The organism is Kitasatospora sp. CMC57 (genome assembly GCF_045866025.2).
Lineage (GTDB): Bacteria > Actinomycetota > Actinomycetes > Streptomycetales > Streptomycetaceae > Kitasatospora.
Map to the genome: position 1 here is coordinate 4,462,315 of NZ_AP035881.2, position 17,843 is coordinate 4,480,157.

The 17,843-nt window shown below is 72.4% G+C and carries 19 protein-coding genes; 7 read left to right on the forward strand and 12 right to left on the reverse strand.

The genetic code is table 11. The features are described 5' to 3' along the window. Positions 1-40: 40 nt before the first annotated feature. The gene (locus tag ACKUU6_RS20065; protein WP_407989941.1) at positions 41-253 is read right to left on the reverse strand and encodes a hypothetical protein; all 213 of its coding nucleotides are present in this window, start codon (positions 251-253) and stop codon (positions 41-43) included. Between the two features lie 118 nt (positions 254-371). Beyond that, on the reverse strand, positions 372-1,667 hold the full coding sequence (locus ACKUU6_RS20070; protein WP_407989942.1) for an MFS transporter: 1,296 nt from the start codon (positions 1,665-1,667) through the stop codon (positions 372-374). A 64-nt stretch (positions 1,668-1,731) separates the two neighbouring features. Here ACKUU6_RS20070 and ACKUU6_RS20075 point away from each other — a divergent pair, with 64 nt between their 5' ends. After that, positions 1,732-2,688, forward strand: a complete 957-nt coding sequence (locus ACKUU6_RS20075; RefSeq protein ID WP_407989943.1) for a LysR family transcriptional regulator — start codon at positions 1,732-1,734, stop codon at positions 2,686-2,688. Between the two features lie 21 nt (positions 2,689-2,709). Here ACKUU6_RS20075 and ACKUU6_RS20080 read toward each other — a convergent pair whose 3' ends face one another. Beyond that, positions 2,710-3,930, reverse strand: coding sequence for an MFS transporter (locus ACKUU6_RS20080; RefSeq protein ID WP_407989944.1), 1,221 nt, complete (start codon positions 3,928-3,930; stop codon positions 2,710-2,712). Positions 3,931-4,044: 114 nt separating this feature from the next. Between ACKUU6_RS20080 and ACKUU6_RS20085 the strand changes: the two genes are divergently transcribed. From ACKUU6_RS20085 to ACKUU6_RS20105, 5 genes are all read left to right on the forward strand, one after another. Continuing rightward, complete coding sequence (locus ACKUU6_RS20085) at positions 4,045-4,473, forward strand: MarR family winged helix-turn-helix transcriptional regulator (protein WP_407989945.1); 429 nt, start codon at positions 4,045-4,047, stop codon at positions 4,471-4,473. 179 nt (positions 4,474-4,652) lie between these two features. Further along, positions 4,653-5,615 carry a polysaccharide deacetylase family protein gene (locus ACKUU6_RS20090; RefSeq protein WP_407989946.1) on the forward strand — a complete coding sequence of 321 codons (963 nt, stop codon included), beginning with the start codon at positions 4,653-4,655 and terminating at the stop codon, positions 5,613-5,615. A gap of 15 nt (positions 5,616-5,630) precedes the next feature. Then, a complete protein-coding gene (locus ACKUU6_RS20095) occupies positions 5,631-6,656 on the forward strand; it encodes a GNAT family N-acetyltransferase (RefSeq protein WP_407989947.1) in 1,026 nt (341 codons plus the stop codon). 132 nt (positions 6,657-6,788) lie between these two features. Then, the gene (locus ACKUU6_RS20100; RefSeq protein ID WP_407989948.1) at positions 6,789-7,949 is read left to right on the forward strand and encodes an adenosine deaminase; all 1,161 of its coding nucleotides are present in this window, start codon (positions 6,789-6,791) and stop codon (positions 7,947-7,949) included. A 209-nt stretch (positions 7,950-8,158) separates the two neighbouring features. Continuing rightward, on the forward strand, positions 8,159-8,626 hold the full coding sequence (locus tag ACKUU6_RS20105; RefSeq protein ID WP_407989949.1) for a hypothetical protein: 468 nt from the start codon (positions 8,159-8,161) through the stop codon (positions 8,624-8,626). A gap of 89 nt (positions 8,627-8,715) precedes the next feature. Here ACKUU6_RS20105 and ACKUU6_RS20110 read toward each other — a convergent pair whose 3' ends face one another. The 5 genes from ACKUU6_RS20110 to ACKUU6_RS20130 form a co-directional block, all read right to left on the reverse strand. After that, entirely contained in the window at positions 8,716-8,898 is a 183-nt protein-coding gene (locus tag ACKUU6_RS20110; protein ID WP_407989950.1) for a PspC domain-containing protein, read from the reverse strand. 184 nt (positions 8,899-9,082) lie between these two features. Beyond that, a complete protein-coding gene (locus ACKUU6_RS20115; protein WP_407989951.1) occupies positions 9,083-9,646 on the reverse strand; it encodes a VanZ family protein in 564 nt (187 codons plus the stop codon). A gap of 49 nt (positions 9,647-9,695) precedes the next feature. Beyond that, positions 9,696-10,001 carry a hypothetical protein gene (locus tag ACKUU6_RS20120; RefSeq protein ID WP_407989952.1) on the reverse strand — a complete coding sequence of 102 codons (306 nt, stop codon included), beginning with the start codon at positions 9,999-10,001 and terminating at the stop codon, positions 9,696-9,698. Beyond that, positions 9,998-11,494: an ATP-binding protein gene (locus tag ACKUU6_RS20125; RefSeq protein WP_407989953.1), complete on the reverse strand. Its 1,497-nt coding sequence runs from the start codon at positions 11,492-11,494 to the stop codon at positions 9,998-10,000. Before ACKUU6_RS20125 ends, ACKUU6_RS20120 begins: the two co-directional genes overlap by 4 nt. A 25-nt stretch (positions 11,495-11,519) precedes the next feature. Further along, positions 11,520-12,197 (reverse strand): response regulator transcription factor, encoded by a 678-nt coding sequence (locus ACKUU6_RS20130; RefSeq protein WP_057231105.1) that lies wholly within the window; start codon positions 12,195-12,197, stop codon positions 11,520-11,522. A 235-nt stretch (positions 12,198-12,432) separates the two neighbouring features. Between ACKUU6_RS20130 and ACKUU6_RS20135 the strand changes: the two genes are divergently transcribed. Next, positions 12,433-13,353 (forward strand): SigE family RNA polymerase sigma factor, encoded by a 921-nt coding sequence (locus ACKUU6_RS20135; protein ID WP_407989954.1) that lies wholly within the window; start codon positions 12,433-12,435, stop codon positions 13,351-13,353. Positions 13,354-13,513: 160 nt separating this feature from the next. Here the strand turns inward: ACKUU6_RS20135 and ACKUU6_RS20140 are convergent, their stop codons facing one another. The 4 genes from ACKUU6_RS20140 to deoC all read right to left on the reverse strand — a co-directional run bounded on the left by ACKUU6_RS20140 (position 13,514) and on the right by deoC (position 17,744). Then, positions 13,514-14,137, reverse strand: a complete 624-nt coding sequence (locus tag ACKUU6_RS20140) for an ATP-binding protein (RefSeq protein ID WP_407992178.1) — start codon at positions 14,135-14,137, stop codon at positions 13,514-13,516. Positions 14,138-14,366: 229 nt separating this feature from the next. Then, complete coding sequence (locus ACKUU6_RS20145) at positions 14,367-15,287, reverse strand: aldehyde dehydrogenase family protein (RefSeq protein ID WP_407989955.1); 921 nt, start codon at positions 15,285-15,287, stop codon at positions 14,367-14,369. Next, entirely contained in the window at positions 15,280-16,752 is a 1,473-nt protein-coding gene (locus ACKUU6_RS20150; RefSeq protein ID WP_407989956.1) for an aldehyde dehydrogenase family protein, read from the reverse strand. The genes ACKUU6_RS20145 and ACKUU6_RS20150 overlap by 8 nt, the downstream gene beginning before the upstream one ends. Before the next feature lie 5 nt (positions 16,753-16,757). Then, entirely contained in the window at positions 16,758-17,744 is a 987-nt protein-coding gene (gene deoC / locus ACKUU6_RS20155) for a deoxyribose-phosphate aldolase (RefSeq protein ID WP_407992179.1), read from the reverse strand. Positions 17,745-17,843: the final 99 nt, after the last annotated feature.

The following is a 17,843-nucleotide window of genomic DNA, read 5'->3' on the forward strand; positions in this document are numbered from 1 at the left end:
TCGGAGCCCCGGCAGGCCACCTGTCGGGGCTCCGTGCTGCTCAGCGGGCGCGCAGCCGCAGGTACGTGGTCACCGCGCTCACCACTCCGCCGGCGACAATCAGCCCGTAGCCGACCTGCCGCAACCCTGGCCCCACCGGCACCAGCGCGTTCAGCCCGGCCAGCGGAAGGGCGGTCAGCACCATGCCGAGCAGCCCGGCGGCGAAACCGATGAACGCGTCCAACTCGGCGGTGCGGTCCTGGTTCCTGGGCACGGCGGGCGCTCCCGACTCTCGTTGTTGCGACGGGAGTTGACCTACCCAGGCGGGCCCGGTCGAAGCGGATGTCTCTGATGCCCGTCCTGGCCGCCGCCGTCCCTGGCCGGGTCGGTGCTCATGCCCGGACTGTACTGAGGGCGCGGCGGGTGGTGACGGCCTTGCGGGTGGCGTACAGGGTGACGGTGGTGGCCAGGGTCATGGCGATCAGGGCGACGGTGGCGGTGCCGGGCCAGCCGGTGGCGTGGTAGGCGTCGGCGCCGAGGGTGCCGCCGAGGCTGTTGCCGAGGTAGTAGGCGATCAGGTACAGGGCGGAGGCCTGGGCCCGGCCCTCGGTGGCGGTGCGGCCGACGGAGGATGAGGCGGTGGCGTGGCCGGCGAAGAAGCCGGCGGTGATGAGGGTGAGGCCGAGGAGGACGCCGGTCAGGGTGTCGGAGAGGGAGAGCAGCAGACCGGTGCTGGTGGTGCCGATGGCGACGTAGAGGGTGCCGCGTCGGCCGAGGCGGCCGACCAGGCGCCCGGCGCAGGCCGAGGAGACGGTGCCGACCAGGTAGACCACGAAGACGGAGGCGGCCACCGATTCGGGGAGGTCGAAGGGGGCGGCGACCAGCCGGTAGCCGACAGTGTTGTAGACGGCGCCGAAGACCGCCATGAAGAGCAGGCCGAGGGTGTAGAGCCGTAGCAGCAGCGGGTTGCGCAGGTGGCCGGTGACGGTGCGGGCCAGCGCGCGGGCGTCCAGCGGGGTGCGGCGGACCTGGCGGGCGGTGGGGATCAGCAGGCGGAAGGCGAGTGCGGCCAGCAGGGCGAGGACGGCGGAGACGGCCAGGCCCCAGCGCCAGCCCCAGGCGGCGCCCGCCCAGCCGGAGGCGAGTCGGCCGCCCATGCCGCCGATGCTGTTGCCGGCCACGTACAGGCCCATCGCGGAGGCCAGCGCGCTCGGATGGATCTCCTCGGCCAGGTACGCCATCGCGGTGGCGGGCAGTCCGGCGAGGGCGGCGCCCTGGACGGCGCGCAGCACGACGAGGGTGGTGAGGTTCGGGGCGAACGGCAGCAGCAGCGCGATCCCGGCGGCGGCCAGCATCGAGGCGGTCATCACGGCGGTCCGCCCGTACCGGTCGGACAGCGCGCTGGCCGGGAGCAGCGCCAGGGCGAGCCCGAGGGTGGCCACCGAGGCGGTCCAGCTGGCCTGGCCGGGCGTGAGGCCGAGGTCGGCGGAGAGCAGCGGCAGCAGGCCCTGGGTGGAGTACAGCAGGACGAAGGTGGCGATCCCGGCGGCGAACAGCGCGAGGTTGGCACGTCGGAAGGCGCGGTCACCGGGGCGGTGGCGAGTGTCGACGGAGGCGGCGGCAGCGGACGGCGAGGGAAGGGCACCCGGCAGCTCGACTGCGGATGCCCCGGTACTGGCAGGCGGCATGGAAGTGAAGTTAGGCGGTCGGCCGCTGATGCGTCCAATGCATGATTGGTCGATAATTCATGCCATGCCGCATGAGAGCAGCCCACCGCCCCTGTCCCTGGCCGACCTCGGCCCGGAGACCGATCTCGCGGTGCTGGCACCGCAGTTGGCGCAGTTCGCGGCGGTGGCCCGGCTGGAGCACGTGACCCAGGCGGCGCGGCTGCTCGGGATGCCGCAGCCGACGCTGTCCCGTTCGGTGGCCCGGCTGGAGGCGGAGCTCGGGGTGCGGCTGCTGGCCCGCCAGGGGCGTACGGTGCGGCTCACCCGGGCCGGGCGGATGCTGCTGGGATCGGTGGAACGGGCACTGGCCGAGTTGGAGCGCGGCGCGGAGGCGGCCAGGGCGGAGGCCGATCCGGCCGTCGGCCGGGTGGCGTTCGGCTTCCTGCACACGATGGGGTCGGACGCCGTTCCGGCGCTGCTGCGCGGCTTCCGGGTGGGACATCCGCAGGTCAGGTTCCAGCTGGTGCAGGACTACGTCGCGGCGATGCTGGAGCGGTTGCGGGCGGGCGAGCTGGACCTCTGCCTGGTCTCGCCGCTGCCGGACGCCGCCGACCTGACGGCCCGTCCGCTGGACGAACAGCGGCTGAACCTGGCCGTCCCGACCGACCACCGGCTGGCCGGGCGGCGGCGGATCAGACTGGCGGAGGTGGCCGAGGAGCCGTTCGTGGCGGTCGAGGAGGGGTACGGCCTGCGGGTGATCACCGACGGGTTCTGCGCGGAGGCGGGCTTCTCGCCCCGGATCGCGTTCGAGGGGGAGGAGGCGGAGACCTTGCGCGGGCTGGTCGCGGCCGGCCTCGGGGTGGCCCTGCTGCCGCCGGCGCTGGTGCCCAGACCCGGTGTGGTGGAGCTGGAGGTGACCTCTCCGCGCACCCGCAGGGCGATCGGGCTCGCCTGGGTGACGGGCCGTCCGCTCACCCCGCCGGTGGCGGCCTTCCGGGACTTCGTACTGTCGCGCCGGGGGCGCCTGCTCGACCACGACTGATCCGCGCCCCGGCACCGCGGGTCACGCCGGTACGCCCACCCGGACCGGAGCTGCGGACCGTCGCTCCAGGGCGGCGGAGAGCACGGCCAGCAGCAGGGCCGAGCCGGTGAGCGCGGCACCGACCAGGTTGGGCGCGGTGTAGCCGTACCCGGCCGTGATGACCACGCCGCCGAGCCAGGCGGCGAGCGCGTTGCCGAGGTTGAAGGCGCCGATGTTGACGGCGGAGGCCAGGGTCGGGGCCTGGGCGGTCTGGTCCAGCACCCGCTTCTGCAGCGGGGGGACGGTGGCGAAGCCGAAGACGCCGAGCAGCGGCACGGTGACGACCGCCGCGAGCTGGCTGTGCGCGGTGAAGGTGAAGGCCAGCAGGGTGAGGCTGAGCAGCCCGAGCGACAGGTACAGCATCGGCATCAGGGCGCGGTCGGCGAACCGGCCGCCGACCAGGTTGCCGATCACCATGCCGAGGCCGAAGAGGACCAGCAGCCAGGTGACCGAGGAGTCCGAGAAGCCCGCCGGGCCCGTCATCATCGGCGCGATGTAAGTGATGGCGGCGAACACCCCGCCGAAGCCGAGCACGGTCATCGCCATCGCCAGACCGACCTGGACGTTGCGGAACGCGGACAGCTCCTGCCGGAGCCGGGCGGCCACCCGGGGGTGCGGCAGTTCGGGGACCAGCAGGGCGATCCCGGCCACCCCGGCCACACCGACGGCCGCGACCAGGGCGAAGGTGACCCGCCAGCCGAGCTGCTGGCCGATCAGGGTGCCGAGCGGTACGCCGATCACGTTGGCCACGGTGAGGCCGGTGAACATGGTGGCGATCGCACCGGCCTTGCGGTCGGGGGCGACCAGCTCGGCCGCGAGCACCGCGCCGATGCCGAAGAAGGCGCCGTGCGCGAGCGAGGTCACCACCCGTCCGGCCAGCAGCAGTTCGAAGCTGGGCGAGACGGCCGAGAGCAGGTTGCCGACCACGAACACCCCCATCAGCAGCATCAGCATCCGCTTGCGGGGGATGCGGGTGCCGAGCGCGGTGAGCAGCGGGGCGCCCAGCACCACGCCGAGTGCGTAGCCGGTGACCAGGATGCCGGTGGTCGGGATGGAGACGTCGAAGTCGGCGGAGATCAGCGGAAGCAACCCGGTGATCACGAACTCGGTGGTGCCGATCCCGAAGGCGCCGATGGCGAGTGCGAGCAGGGCCAGGCTGCTGCGGCGAGTCTTCGCTGGGGTGGTTGCGGGGGCTGATTGCATGCTTTGACAATAAATGCGTACGCGGGCTAGTTGCAAGCGCGGGATATTTCGTGGAGTCGCTATCCTGGACCCCGAGAGGTGGGAGGCCCAGTGGTGCGGAGTGGTGAGCAGACGGTGGGACGCGGACTCGCGCAGGGCTGGTGCGCGCTCGCGGCGCTGCACGGACGGATCGAGGCCCGGCTGGAGCGCGAGCTCCAGGCGGCGCACGGGCTGAGCGTGCGCGAGTACACGCTGCTGGACGTGTTGAGCCGTCAACACTCCGGCGAGGGAGGCCACTTGCGGATGGGCGAGGTCGCCGAGGCGGTGGTGCTCAGTCAGAGCGCGACCACCCGGCTGGTCTCCCGGCTGGAGGACCGTGGCCTGCTGGCCCGCTACCTGTGCCCGACCGACCGCCGGGGCATCTACACCAACGTCTCCCCGGCCGGACTCGAACTGCTCGAACGGGCCAGGCCCACCAACGGCGCGGCCCTCGACGCAGCCCTCGCGGAGGCGTCGGAGCGGCCCGAGCTGGCACCGCTGGTCGAGGTGGTCCGGGGTCGGTAGCGGTCCGCGCGGGTGGTGGGATCCGGGCGGGGGCATCGGTAGCGGGGCCGGGCCCCGTGGGGGTGGCGGGATCCGGTCAGCGCACGCCAACTTCGTGAACTTGTCCCGCCCTTTACCAAACTGCGGGATATTGATGGGGGGCTGCAGGTACGGCTGCGAGCATCGAACCAGGGGGAATCGTGTCGGAGCAGGACACGACCGCGCGCGTTCTCGGCGGCGCGTCGGGTGAGGACCGGCGGGGGCGGCTGGACCGGCTGCTGAGGCGCTCGCCGTTCCAGCCCTTCTTCCGGGCCAGGGCCGCGCACCGGCTCTCCGTCCTGGCGTATCACGGCGTGGACGACCGGCCGGCCTTCACCGCCCAGATGGAGCGGCTGGTCGCGGGCGCCACCCCGGTCTCGCTCGCCACGGTCGAGCGGGCCGTCACCGAGGGGCGTCCGCTGCCTCCGCGCAGCGTGCTGGTCACCTTCGACGACGGGGACCGTACGGTGCTCACCCGGGGGCTGCCGGTCCTGACCAGGCTCGGCGTGCCGGCCGCCGCCTTCGTGGTGGCAGAACTCGTCGACGGGGACCAGCCGTTCTGGTGGCGCGAAGCGCTCGAACTGGCCGAGCTGGGTGGTGTGGCACGGGCGCTGGCCGGTGTGCCCGCAGCCTCGGTGGTGCGGCGGCTCAAGCTGCTCCCGGACGTCGAACGGCGCGCCGCCATCGAGGAGTTGCGGGCCACGGCGGCTCGGCCGGCGGCCCGGCAGCAGCAGCTGTCCGCGCTGGAGCTGCTGGAGCTCGCCGCCGCCGGGGTGGCGATCGGCAGCCACACCCTCGGGCACCCCTGCCTCGACCGCTGCGAGCCGGCGGTGGTGCGTACCGAGATCGAGCAGGCGCACCGCATGCTGACCGGCTGGCTCGGCGTGCGGCCGACCGCGTTCGCCTACCCCAACGGGAACTTCGACGCCGGGGCCGACGCGGTGCTGCGCGGCCTGGGCTACCGGCTCGGCTTCCTCTTCGACCACCGGCAGGACGCGTTGCTGCCGCCACATCCCCTGCGGATCAGCCGACTTCGGGTGAACTCCGACACCAGCCGCGACCGGTTCGACACAATCCTCTCGGGGCTGCACCCGGCCGTGCACCGGTTGCGCGGCGGTTGCTGAGACGGGGGAACGAGCATGGTCGACCGGTACGCGCCGGAGCAGCTGGCGCCAGAACTGGTGGACAGCTGGCGGGAGTTGGTGGCCGATCTGGGGGAGCGAGGGTCCTGGTTCCTGACCCCCGACTGGGTGCTGTCCTGGTGGGAGACGCTGGGCGGGCGCCGCCCCGCCGAGATCGTGGTCTGGCGCGGCCCGGACGGCGCGGTGGAGGCCGTGCTGCCGCTGGTCAGGACCAGGCTGCGACTGCACCCCCGGCTCCCGTTCACGGTCGGCTGCCGGACGGTGCTCGGTGCCGGGCTGGGCGCGGCCGACCACGGAGGGTTCGCGGTGCGGCCCGGCCGGGCGGACGAAGTCCGTTCGTGGCTCACGGAGTTGGCGCGGCGCGAGACGCTCTGGTTCCCCGACGTCGATCCGCTGCTCGGCGAGCTGCTGCCGACCGCCCGGCGCGAGGTGTCCCGGCAGTCCTGCCCCCGGGCCGACCTCTCCGGGGGCGTCGAGTCGCTGGGCTCCCGGCAGTTCCGGGCCGACCTGCGGCGGTACGGGCGCAAGTTGGCCGCCGCCGGGGTGACCTTCCGCTGGGTGCCGCCCGGCGAAGCGGCGCCCGGACTGCTGGACACCGTCGTACGGCTGCACCGGCTCCGCCGGGACGCGCTGGGCCGGGGCACCACCTTCGACGAGCGGCGGTTGCCGCTGCACGCCCGGCTGCTGGAGCGCGCGCGGCCGGGCGCGGGACCCGCCTTCCTGCTGGCCGAGCACGAGGGTGAGGTGATCGGCGGGCTGTACGGCTTCCTCTGGGGCGACACCTTCGCCTACTACCAGATCGGCTGGGACCCGGCCTGGGCCCCGCTGCGGCTCGGCACCGCGATCATCGCCGAGGCCGTCCGGGCCTGTACGGAACGGAAGGTGACCACCTTCGACTTCCTGCGCGGCACCGAGCCGTACAAGTACCGGTTCGACGCGGCCGACCGTGCGGACCTGAGCTGGCTGGTGCCGCACGGGCTGTCCGGCGCGCTGCTCGGGTTGAAGTACCGCATGAAGGGCTGACCGCCCGGGCCCGGGCACAGGCGAAGGGCCGCTTGCCCGGAGTGCGGCCGACCGGCCCAACCACGTACTCCCGACGAGCGAAAGTGCTGATCCACATGGTGAATCTACGCGCGTAGGGGCTACACTCCCGCAATGGAGAAGCAGATCCCTGTTACCGCGGGCACCACAGGCCCCCGCATCCCCGATGCCGCCCAGATCGCCCGCGCCCCGAAGGTGCTCCTGCACGATCACCTCGACGGCGGGCTGCGCCCGGAGACCATCGTCGAGCTGGCCGCGGCCTGCGGTTACGAGGGTCTCCCCACGACCGACCCGGCCAAGCTCGGCCTCTGGTTCCGGGAGGCGGCCGACTCCGGTTCGCTGGTCCGGTACCTGGAGACCTTCGCCCACACCTGCGCGGTCATGCAGACCCGCGAGGCGCTGGTCAAGGTCGCCGCGGACTGCGCCGAGGACCTGGCCGCCGACGGCGTGGTCTACGCCGAGGTCCGCTACGCGCCCGAGCAGCACCTGGAGCAGGGCCTGACCCTCGACGAGGTGGTCGAGGCGGTGAACGAGGGCTTCCGCCTCGGTGAGGCGACCGCCCGCGCCAAGGGCCACCGGATCCGGGTCGGCACGCTGCTGACCGCGATGCGGCACGCCGCCCGCTCGCAGGAGATCGCCGAGCTGGCCAACCGCTTCCGCGACCAGGGCGTGGTCGGCTTCGACATCGCCGGCGCCGAGGCGGGCCACCCGCCGACCCGGCACCAGGGCGCCTTCGACTACCTCAAGGGCGAGAACAACCACTTCACCATCCACGCAGGTGAGGCCTTCGGTCTGCCGTCGATCTGGGAGGCCCTGCAGTGCTGCGGCGCCGACCGGCTCGGCCACGGCGTCCGGATCATCGACGACATCACGGTCAACGAGGACGGCAGCGTCGAGCTCGGCCGGCTGGCCGCGTACGTGCGCGACAAGCGCGTCCCGCTGGAGATGTGCCCGACCTCCAACCTGCAGACGGCAGCGGCGACTTCGTACGCCGAGCACCCGATCGGTCTGCTCAGCCGGCTCAAGTTCCGGGTCACCGTGAACACCGACAACCGACTGATGAGCGGCACCAGCATGAGCCAGGAGTTCGGCCACCTGGTGGAGGCCTTCGGCTACACGCTGGGGGACATGGAGTGGTTCACCGTGAACGCGATGAAGTCCGCGTTCCTGCCGTTCGACGAGCGGCTCGCGATGATCAACGACGTGATCAAGCCCGGCTACGCCGAGCTGAAGGCGGAGTGGCTGTTCAGCACGGGTACGGCCACCGGCGCCTGACGGCTGCCCGCCCCCGGACGGATGAACGCGAGGTCTTCGCCGTGGCCTCGCGTTCATCTGACTATTCAGTCGTGTGAGTTACGCGCCTTTGATCTACGTGCGACGTAGTCACTACGGTGAGCCAGTCAGAGCTGACACGGCGTAGCGATGGGGCGTTTCCGGATGCCCGCCGCGACGTCGGCCACCGACGAGGACACGAGGACCAACTCATGAAGCAGGCCACTCTGAAGGCTGCCGGGACCGCTGCGCTCGGCGTCGCGCTCGCGGCTGCGGCTGCCGGTTCCGCCTCCGCCGCCACGCCCGGTGGGCTTGGTCTCCCCACCGGAGCGCTCGCCCAGTCCGGTGCGCTGACCGGAGCGGCCACCAGCACCGTCAGCCAGCTGCCCGCCACCGCCCCGGTGACCGAGGCGGTCGGCCACCTCAACCCCGACGTGGCGGGTCCGGTCGCGCAGGCCCCGGAGTCGGCCCAGCCGATGACCGCCCCGGTCACCGACCAGACCTCGCCGATGACCGACGGCGCGACCGCCCCGGTCGCCGAGGCCGCCACGCCGCGCGGTCTGCCGCTCCCGGTACCCGGTGCGGAGGGTCTGACCCAGGCGCCCGGCGTCAGCACCGTGACCGGTGCCCTCGGCGGCGGCCTGCCCGGCGGCAGCAGCCTCCCGGGCCTGGGTGGCTGAACCTCGCGCAACGGTCGAAGGGCCGCCTCCCCGCACGCGGCGGGGGAGGCGGCCCTTCGGGCTGCCGGGGCCGATCCGGCCCGGTTCGGTCACGGCTCCTGGGGGAGGATCAGCCAGAGTGCGAGGTAGATCAGGAACTGCGGGCCGGGCAGCAGGCACGAGGCCAGGAAGATGATCCGGACCGTCCAGGGGGCGAGTCCGAAGCGCTTGGCGATCCCGGCGCAGACGCCGGCGATGACGCGGTTGTGTCGGGGGCGGGCGAGTGCGCTCATGGTCAGCTCCGGTTGGGGTTGCCCGGGCCGGTCCCTCCGGTGGGCATGTATCCATCCTCGGCGCCGACGGCCGCCGAATCCTCCGTCCTGATACCGATCCCGGCCCCGGGTCTCTCACCGCTGCGGGGTACCCGCGGCTCAGGGTCCTTGTCGGGGTTACCCTGACGGCCCGGCCGAGGGCGGCTCAGCGGTGCGGCGAGCTTCCTTGCTGGGCGAAGGAGTTCAGCGACGAACGCAGCCGGTGGGCGGTCCGGTCGGGGGTCGGACGGACCTCCGGCGGCCCGGTCAGGCGGGCCCGGGCGAACGGGACCACCGCGAGGTGGCAGGCGGCCACGCCGAGTACGCCGAGCACGATGTTGTCCACGTTCAGCACGTGGCCAGGCGTCCAGCCCTTGAGGATCTCCAGGCCGGTGGCGATCAGCGCCGAGCTGCCCGCCGTCCGCAGCAGCGAGGGCAGCCAGCCGACCCGCAGCCGCCCGGCGGCCAGCGGCAGCAGCACGCCGAGCGGGGCCAACGGCAGGAGACCGCCCGCCAGTTGGAGCAGCCCGTTCTGGTCGCCGGTGGAGAAGGCGAGCTGTACCGAGGCGAACGGCGTCAGGTTGGCCGGGGACGTCCAGCCGACCGCGAGCGGCCGCAGGATCAGCCACCCGGTCAGGCCCAGGTAGCCGGCCAGTAGCAGGATGCCCAGCAGCCGCAGCCGGGGCGACACCTCCGGCGCGGGGTGCGAGGGGTTCGCCTGGTCCGTCACACCGGCAGGGACGCGAGCCGGTGCGCGGACGGTTCCAGCGCCGTCGCCATCAGGGGCAGGGGATCCCGCTCGGCGCCGCACTGCTCGGCGAGGCGCTGAACAGCACGGCGGGCGACCGCGACGCCGGGCTCGGCATGGGACGGCCGGTCGGTGCCGGGGCGCCGGATGCGCCGGGCCGGTCGGGCGTCGGGGTCGGCTCGGCCGCCTCCGGTACGCGCACCGGTGTCGGGCAGGCGGTCCGGCTGGCGGGTGCGCCCGCGTCCACCGGGACCGCCGTAGGCCGGATGCCGCACCCGGCGGCGGTGGTCAGCGCGGCGCCCAGCAGCGCGGCGGTCAACAGGCGGCGTACCGTCACTTCGAGCCCTCCTGGCTGGTCGGCGCGGGCTGGGTGAGCGGCAGGGTGAGGGTGAAGACCGCGCCGGTCGTACCGTTCGCCGCGGTGATCGAGCCGCCGTGGATCTGGGCGTTGGCCATCGCGATCGACAGGCCGAGCCCGCTGCCCTCGGATCTGGCCCGGCCCTTGTCGGCCTTGTAGAACCGGTCGAAGACGTGCGGCAGCACGTCCTCCGGGATGCCGGGACCGCTGTCCGAGACCTCGACCACCACGGTCTCGTCGATCTGGCGTACCTTCACCCGGACCGGCGAGCCGCCGTGCTTGAGGGCGTTGCCGATCAGGTTGGCGAAGACCACGTCCAGGCGCCGCGGGTCGACCACCGCGAGGATCCCGCGCGGGGCGTCCAGCTCGACCGCGTCGTACCAGGCCCGGCCGTCGATGCAGGACATGATCAGGTCGGCGATGTCCACCTCGTCGGCGACCAGCTTGGCGGTGCCCGCGTCGAACCTGGTCACCTCCATCAGGTTCTCCACCAGGTCGGACAGCCGCCGGGTCTCGCTCACCACGAGCCGGACGGCCGGTGCGATCATCGGGTCCAGCGCCTCCGCCTCGTCCTCCAGGATGTCGGTCACGGCGGTCATCGCGGTCAGCGGCGTCCGCAGCTCGTGCGACATGTCGGCGACGAACCGGCGGCTCTGCGCCTCCCGTGCGCTCAGCTCGGCCACCTGCTCGGCCAGCGACTCCGCGGTCTGGTTGAACGTCCTTGCCAGCTCGGCCAGTTCGTCCGCGCCCTGGACCTCCAGCCGGGTGTCCAGGTGCCCCTCGCCGAGCTGCCTGGCGGCCTCACCGAGCCGCTTCACCGGCCGCAGCACGGTGGCCGCGGCGGCCTGCGCGATCAGCGCCGAGCCGATCAGCGCGAGCAGGGTGGCGATCGCCAGCGACCAGCCGAGGGTGTTCAGGTCGGCCCGCTCGTTCTCCAGCGACTTGAACATGTACGCCGTCGGCCCGGTCGGCACCACCCGGGTGCCGCCGACGAGGTAGGGGCCGGGCAGGTTGGCCCGCTGCCAGTAGAGGTGGTACGCGTACGGATTGCCCGGACCGACCTCACGCGGTTCGTTCACCGTGCCGCGCAGCTTGGCCGGGACCTGTGCCACGGTGAACCGGGCCGGGTCCGAGGAGGCCACGCAGTCGGGCAGTCGGGGGTCCACCACGACCACCTGGTAACTCAGCCCCGAGCTGGCCACCTGGGAGGCCAGGTACGCCAGTTGGTTGCAGCCCGGGTCGAGCGGCAGGGCGGAGACGTTCCGGCTCAGCGAGTTCCTGAAGTCGTTCAGCGCGGTGTCCTGGGCACGCTTGAGCACCGCGTCCCGGTTCAGCCAGTAGGCGATCCCGGAGGCGGAGACCGCGGTGGTCAGCGCGACCACCGCGAAGACCGCGATCAGCCGGACCCGGAGCGAGCGCAGGTGCCGCTCCCGCCCCGGGCTCGGGCGGGGCGGGCTCTTGGGGTCAGTCAACGGAGCAGCTCACCATCGTCAGGGATCAGGCCGGCGGGTCGAGCCGGTAGCCGACCCCGCGCACGGTGCGGATCAGGGTCGGGGCGGAGGGTACGTCCTCGACCTTGGCCCGCAGTCGCTGCACACAGGCGTCCACCAGCCGGGAGTCGCCGAGGTAGTCGTGCTCCCAGACCAGCCTGAGCAGCTGCTGACGGGACAGTGCCTGGCCCGGACGGCGGCTCAGCTCCAGCAGCAACCGCAGCTCGGTGGGCGTGAGTTGAAGGTCCTCGCCGTCCTTGGTCACGGTCATCGCGGAACGGTCGATCACCACGCTGCCGTACGCCGAGGAGTCGGAGTTCTCCCGTTCGCCGCGCCGCAGCACGGCCCGGATCCGGGCGTCCAGCACACGGGGCTGGACCGGCTTGACCACGTAGTCGTCCGCTCCCGACTCCAGACCGACCACCACGTCGATGTCGTCCGAGCGGGCGGTGAGCAGGATGATCGGCAGCTGGTCGGTGCGCCGGATCCGGCGGCACACCTCGAAACCGTCGATACCGGGCAGCATCACGTCTAGCACGATCAGGTCGGGACGCTGCTCCTTGAAGAGCTTCAGGCCGTCCTCGCCCGAGGCAGCGGCGGCCACGCGGTGGCCCTGGCGGGTGAGAGCGAGTTCGAGGCCGGTCCGGATGGCGTCGTCGTCCTCGATCAGAAGGAGGAATGGCACGGGCTCATTCTGGCCCAAGCGCGGCCACTGTTCACCCACCAGGGCCAGTCCCGCAGATCCTCTGCAACCGGAACGGCCCGTTCTGGCGTCCAGGTTCCGAAGGTCGAAGGCCCTGCGCCTGTGACAGCCCTGTGACAGTCGGCGGACACCCCCATCACAACGGAGCGGCAGGATCTTCCTTGTCGCCGCAGTACCGGGCGGCAGAACCGCTGGTACCGACCCATGGGGGTGCACGATGAACGCCACGCTCAAGACCCGCAGCAACGCGGCCGTCCACAACGCGCGTTCGTCTCGCACGCACTTCGAGGTGCGGACCGACGAGACCTCCGGTGCCGTGATCGTACGGGGGTGCGCACACAGCACCGGGTCCCGCCGCCTCGGTGGCGGGAGCAGGGGGGAGCTGTTCGGGATCGGTCGCGTGGGGAGTGCGGCCGACTCCGCCTCGACCATGACGCTGCGGGGGATCCTCCCCGTCCGCGTCGAGGGTCGGGAGAACACGGGGGGTACGGGGGAGGGCCTGTCCGGTACCGGCTCGGGGGAGCCGGCCGGACGGGAGGCCGCGGGCGCGACGCTGCTGAGGCTCACGCCGGCGACCGCAGGGGCGGCCACCGCCCCGGCCACCGCTCGGACCGACAACACCGCCGAGTTCACCGCGTACGTCCGGGAGCGCCGCGCCTCGCTGTACGCCACCGCGTACCACCTGACCGGCGACCGCTACGAGGCCGAGGACCTGCTGCAGAGCGCGCTGTTCTCTACCTACCGGGCCTGGGACCGGATCACCGACAAGGCCGCGGTCGGGGGTTACCTCCGCCGCACCATGACCAACCTGCACATCTCCGCCTGGCGCCGCCGCAAGGTCGCCGAGTACCCGACCGAGGAGCTGCCGGAGACGGTCGGCGACACCGACGCGATGGGCGGCACCGAGCTGCGCGCCGTGCTCTGGCAGGCGCTGGCCAAGCTGCCGGAGAACCAGCGGACCATGCTGGTGCTCCGCTACTACGAGGGCCGCACCGACCCGGAGATCGCCGACATACTGAACATCAGCGTCGGCACGGTGAAGAGCAGCATCTGGCGCGCCCTGCGCCGCCTGCGCGAGGACGACCAGCTGAACCGCACCGGTGACACCGTCATCGCTTTCGGCGAGCTGGTCGCGTAGGCCGCACCACAGGACTCCCGTCGGGGGACGGGGCAGGTCGCGGTAGGGCGGCGGGTCGACTCGGGGGAGCGGACGCCGCAGCAACGTGACCGAACAGGAAGGGCCCGGTGCCGGGGAGCGGCACCGGGCCCTTCCGTCGTGTCCGTGGCCCGGGCCGGTGTCAGGCGGGCTGCGGCTGTCGGTCGGCCACCGCGCCGATCAGGCGGGTGGCCTCGGGCCCCGCGCAGGCGTACGCGCCGAGCTCGATCTGCCTGGCCACGATGCCGCGCTCGGCCCGCATCAGCCGCCAGCCGCGCCGCAGCAGGTACGGGACGGACTTGCGGGCCTCCCGGACGTCCCGGCGGAACCGCCGCCAGGCGGTGGTCAGCGGGCGGTTGCGCAGGCAGACCGCCGCTCCGAGCAGGCCCTCGGCCGCGCACTGCTCGACCAGTTCCGCCGCGAATATCCCCTCGGCGATGAAGGCGGGAGCGCCGGCGAGGTCGAGCACGTGGGTGCCGGCCCGCCCGTTGGCCGGGATCGAGTACACCGGCACCTCGGCCCGGCCGGTGCCGACCAGTTGGCGGATCGCGGCCAGCGCCTGTTCGCGGTGCCAGGAGAGCGGCGAGTCCCAGTCGGTGCCGTCGCCGTCCGGCAGCAGGGGCAGCGTCGGGTCGTCGCCGTCCTTGTAGAAGTCGTCGAGCTGGAGCACCGGCAGGCCGGTCCGCTCCGCCAGCGAGGACTTCCCCGATCCGGACGGCCCGGACAGCAGTACGACCAGGGCGGGAGCCGTCGGGGCGGGGTTCATGGGGGAGTCACTCACGAGACACCAGTCTGACGCATGGAGGGGCGATGCCGAAACAGACGGGGCGTCAGCTTCGTGCGCGAATCCGGGTGCCGCCGGGAAAGAGGGCAAAGGTTGACGGGCCCGCGCAAGGGGGGGGAGATGCGCGGGCCCGTCTGTGGCACGTCCGGGCCCCGGGGGGGGTAGGGCACTGGGGACGGCCAGTCTGTGTGGAGTTTTCCCTTACGGCAGGTCAGATACCCATCGGGTGCCAGACCGTCTTGGTCTCCAGGAACGAGAGTAGCCGCTCGGTACCGGGCGCATTGGTCCAGTCCAGTGCGGCCTGGTCGGCCGCCGGGCGGATGACTCGCTTCAGGGTATCCGCGGCGAGCACCTCCAGCTCGACCGCCGCGCCGGGGCCTTCGGCCGCGATCGCGCCGGCCAGGTCCAGGCCGTTGACGTCCTGGTGCGAGGCCAGGGTCGGGGCGATGTCGGCGGTCTTCCCGGAGATGACGTTGACCACGCCGCCGGGCAGGTCGGAGGTGGCCAGCACCTCGCCCAGCGAGAGCGCGGGCAGCGGTGCGTCGGTGGCGGCCGCGACCACCACGGTGTTGCCCGCCGCGATCGCCGGGGCGATTACCGAGACCAGCCCGAGGAAGGAGAAGCCCGTCCCGGACTGCGGTGCGACCACGCCGATCACGCCGGACGGCTCCGGGGTGGACAGGTTGAAGAACGGCCCGGCCACCGGGTTGGAACTGCCCGCGATCTGGGCCACCTTGTCGGTCCAGCCCGCGTACCAGACCCAGCGGTCGATCGCGGCGTCCACCAGGGCGGAAGCCTTCTTGTGGCCGATGCCCTCGGCGAGCGACACCTCGACGACGAACTGCTCGCGCCGGCCCTGCAGCATCTCGGCGATCCGGTACAGCACCTGGCCGCGGTTGTACGCGGTGGTGCCGGCCCAGCCCTTGACCGCGGCGCGGGCGGCGAGCACCGCGTCCCGGGTGTCCTTACGGGTGCCGAGCGGGGCGTTGGCGAGCCACTGGCCCTTGCCCGCCGCGCCAGCGGTCGATGTTGCAGCCGACACCTCGTACACCCGCCCGCTCTCGGAGCGCGGGAACTTCCCGCCGACGTACAGCTTGTAGGTCTTGAAGACGCTCAGGGTGGTCTCAGACATCGAGGTACGCCTCCAGGCCGTGGCGGCCGCCCTCGCGGCCGTAGCCCGACTCCTTGTAGCCGCCGAACGGCGAGGTCGGGTCGAACTTGTTGAAGGTGTTGGCCCAGACCACACCGGCCTTGAGCTGGTTCGCCATCCAGAGGATGCGCGAGCCCTTCTCGGTCCAGATGCCCGCCGAGAGGCCGTACGGGGTGTTGTTGGCCTTCTCCACCGCCTCCGTCGGAGTGCGGAAGCTCAGCACCGAGAGCACCGGCCCGAAGATCTCCTCGCGGGCGATCCGGTGTGCCTGCGAGACGCCGGTGAACAGTGTCGGGCGGAACCAGTAACCGGCCCCCGGGAGCTCGCACTCCGGGGCCCAGCGCACGGCGCCCTCGGCCTCGCCCGCCGCCGACAGCTCGGTGATCCGCGCGAGCTGCGCGGCCGAGTTGATGGCGCCGATGTCGGTGTTCTTGTCCAGCGGGTCGCCGACCCGAAGGGTGTCCATCCGGCGCTTGAGCGCGTCCAGCAGCTCGTCCTGGATCGACTCCTGGACCAGCAGGCGGGAGCCCGCGCAGCAGACGTGGCCCTGGTTGAAGAAGATGCCGTTCACGATGCCCTCGACCGCCTGGTCGATCGGCGCGTCGTCGAAGACGATGTTGGCGGCCTTGCCGCCGAGCTCCAGCGAGAGCTTCTTCCGGCTGCCCGCGAGCTGCCGGGCGATCGCCCTGCCGACCGGGGTGGAGCCGGTGAAGGCGACCTTGTTGACGTCCGGGTGCGCGGTCAGCGCGGCGCCGGTCCGGCCGTCACCGGTGACGATGTTGACGACACCCTTGGGCAGGCCGGCCTGGCGGCAGATCTCGGCGAACCGCAGCGCGGTCAGCGGCGTGGTCTCGGCCGGCTTGAGCACGACCGTGTTGCCGGTGGCCAGGGCGGGCGCGATCTTCCATGCCAGCATCAGCAGCGGGAAATTCCACGGGATGACCTGGCCGGCCACGCCGAGCGGACGCGGGTTGGCGCCGTACCCGGCGAAGTCGAGCTTGTCGGCCCAGCCCGCGTAGTAGAAGAAGTGCGCGGCGACCAGCGGCAGGTCGACGTCGCGGGTCTCACGGATCGGCTTGCCGTTGTCGATCGACTCCAGCACCGCCAGCTCGCGCGAGCGCTCCTGGATGATCCGGGCGATCCGGAACAGGTACTTGGCCCGCTCGCTGCCCGGCAGCGCCGACCAGTCGGTGAACGCCTTGCGGGCGGCGGCCACCGCGCGCTCGACGTCCTCGTCGGTGCCCTGCGCGAACTCGGCCAGCACCTGCTCGGTGGCCGGGTTGACGGTCTTCAGCGCCTCGCTGCCGGAGGAGTCGACGAACTCGCCGCCGATGAAGTGGCCGTACGAGGTGGCGATCTCCCCGGCGGCCGCCGGGGACTCGGGTGCCGGGGCGTAGCTGAAGAGACCGGCCGCCCTGGGGGCCTCGGTCTGCTTGTTCTTGGCCATGGGGATCAGTCCACCGTCACGTAGTCGGGACCGGAGTACCGGCCGGTGGTGAGCTTCTGACGCTGCATCAGCAGGTCGTTGAGCAGGCTGGAGGCGCCGAAGCGGAACCAGTGCGGGGACAGCCAGTCGTCGCCGAGCGTCTCGTTGACCATCACCAGGTACTTCATGGCGTCCTTGGTGGTCTTGATGCCACCGGCCGGCTTCACGCCGATCTGGACGCCGGTCTGCCGCTTGAAGTCGCGGACCGCCTCCAGCATCAGCAGGGTGACCGGCGGAGTCGCGTTGACGGCGACCTTGCCGGTCGAGGTCTTGATGAAGTCGGCACCGGCCAGCATCGCCAGCCAGGAGGCGCGGCGCACGTTGTCGTACGTCTGCAGCTCGCCGGTCTCGAAGATCACCTTGAGGTGGGCGGAGGTGCCGTCGGGGCGCTTGCACGCCTCCTTGACGGCGGTGATCTCGTTGAAGACGTCCATGTACCGGCCGGAGAGGAACGCCCCCCGGTCGATCACCATGTCGATCTCGTCGGCCCCGGCAGCCACCGCATCGGCGGTGTCGGCCAGCTTGACCGGCAGCGCGGCGCGCCCGGCCGGGAAGGCGGTGGCGACCGAGGCGACCTGGATGTCGGTGCCCGCGAGGGCGGCCTTGGCGGTGGCGACCATGTCCGGGTAGACGCAGATCGCGGCGACCCGGGGGGCGGTCGGGTCGGTCGGGTCGGGGTTCCGGCCCTTCGTGCAGAGGGCGCGCACCTTGCCGTAGGTGTCGGCACCCTCCAGCGTGGTCAGGTCGATCATCGAGATCGCCAGGTCGATGGCGTACGCCTTCGCCGTGGTCTTGATCGATCGAGTACCGAGAGTGGCGGCGCGGGCTTCCAGGCCGACGGCGTCGACGCCGGGCAGGCCGTGCAGGAAACGGCGGAGCGAGGCCTCGGACGCCGCAACGTCCTGAAGGCCGCCGCCCGCAGCGCCGGGGGCATTGGCTGCAACAGTGGACATAGTCACCAGATCAGCATATCTACGCGCGTAGCGATCCGCCAGACCCGGCCCTTTTCGATGCTGGACCGATACCTGGCGCCGCCGGTGCGCCCGTTGCCG

Coding starts and splice junctions, on each gene's coding strand:
- ACKUU6_RS20070 (WP_407989942.1), bottom strand. CDS start 1,667: ATGCCGCCTGCCAGTACCGGGGCATCCGCAGTCGAGCTGCCGGGTGCC.
- ACKUU6_RS20075 (WP_407989943.1), top strand. CDS start 1,732: ATGCCGCATGAGAGCAGCCCACCGCCCCTGTCCCTGGCCGACCTCGGC.
- ACKUU6_RS20080 (WP_407989944.1), bottom strand. CDS start 3,930: ATGCAATCAGCCCCCGCAACCACCCCAGCGAAGACTCGCCGCAGCAGC.
- ACKUU6_RS20095 (WP_407989947.1), top strand. CDS start 5,631: ATGGTCGACCGGTACGCGCCGGAGCAGCTGGCGCCAGAACTGGTGGAC.
- ACKUU6_RS20100 (WP_407989948.1), top strand. CDS start 6,789: ATGGAGAAGCAGATCCCTGTTACCGCGGGCACCACAGGCCCCCGCATC.
- ACKUU6_RS20105 (WP_407989949.1), top strand. CDS start 8,159: ATGAAGCAGGCCACTCTGAAGGCTGCCGGGACCGCTGCGCTCGGCGTC.
- ACKUU6_RS20110 (WP_407989950.1), bottom strand. CDS start 8,898: ATGAGCGCACTCGCCCGCCCCCGACACAACCGCGTCATCGCCGGCGTC.
- ACKUU6_RS20135 (WP_407989954.1), top strand. CDS start 12,433: ATGAACGCCACGCTCAAGACCCGCAGCAACGCGGCCGTCCACAACGCG.
- ACKUU6_RS20140 (WP_407992178.1), bottom strand. CDS start 14,137: ATGAACCCCGCCCCGACGGCTCCCGCCCTGGTCGTACTGCTGTCCGGG.
- ACKUU6_RS20145 (WP_407989955.1), bottom strand. CDS start 15,287: ATGTCTGAGACCACCCTGAGCGTCTTCAAGACCTACAAGCTGTACGTC.
- ACKUU6_RS20150 (WP_407989956.1), bottom strand. CDS start 16,752: ATGGCCAAGAACAAGCAGACCGAGGCCCCCAGGGCGGCCGGTCTCTTC.
- deoC (WP_407992179.1), bottom strand. CDS start 17,744: ATGTCCACTGTTGCAGCCAATGCCCCCGGCGCTGCGGGCGGCGGCCTT.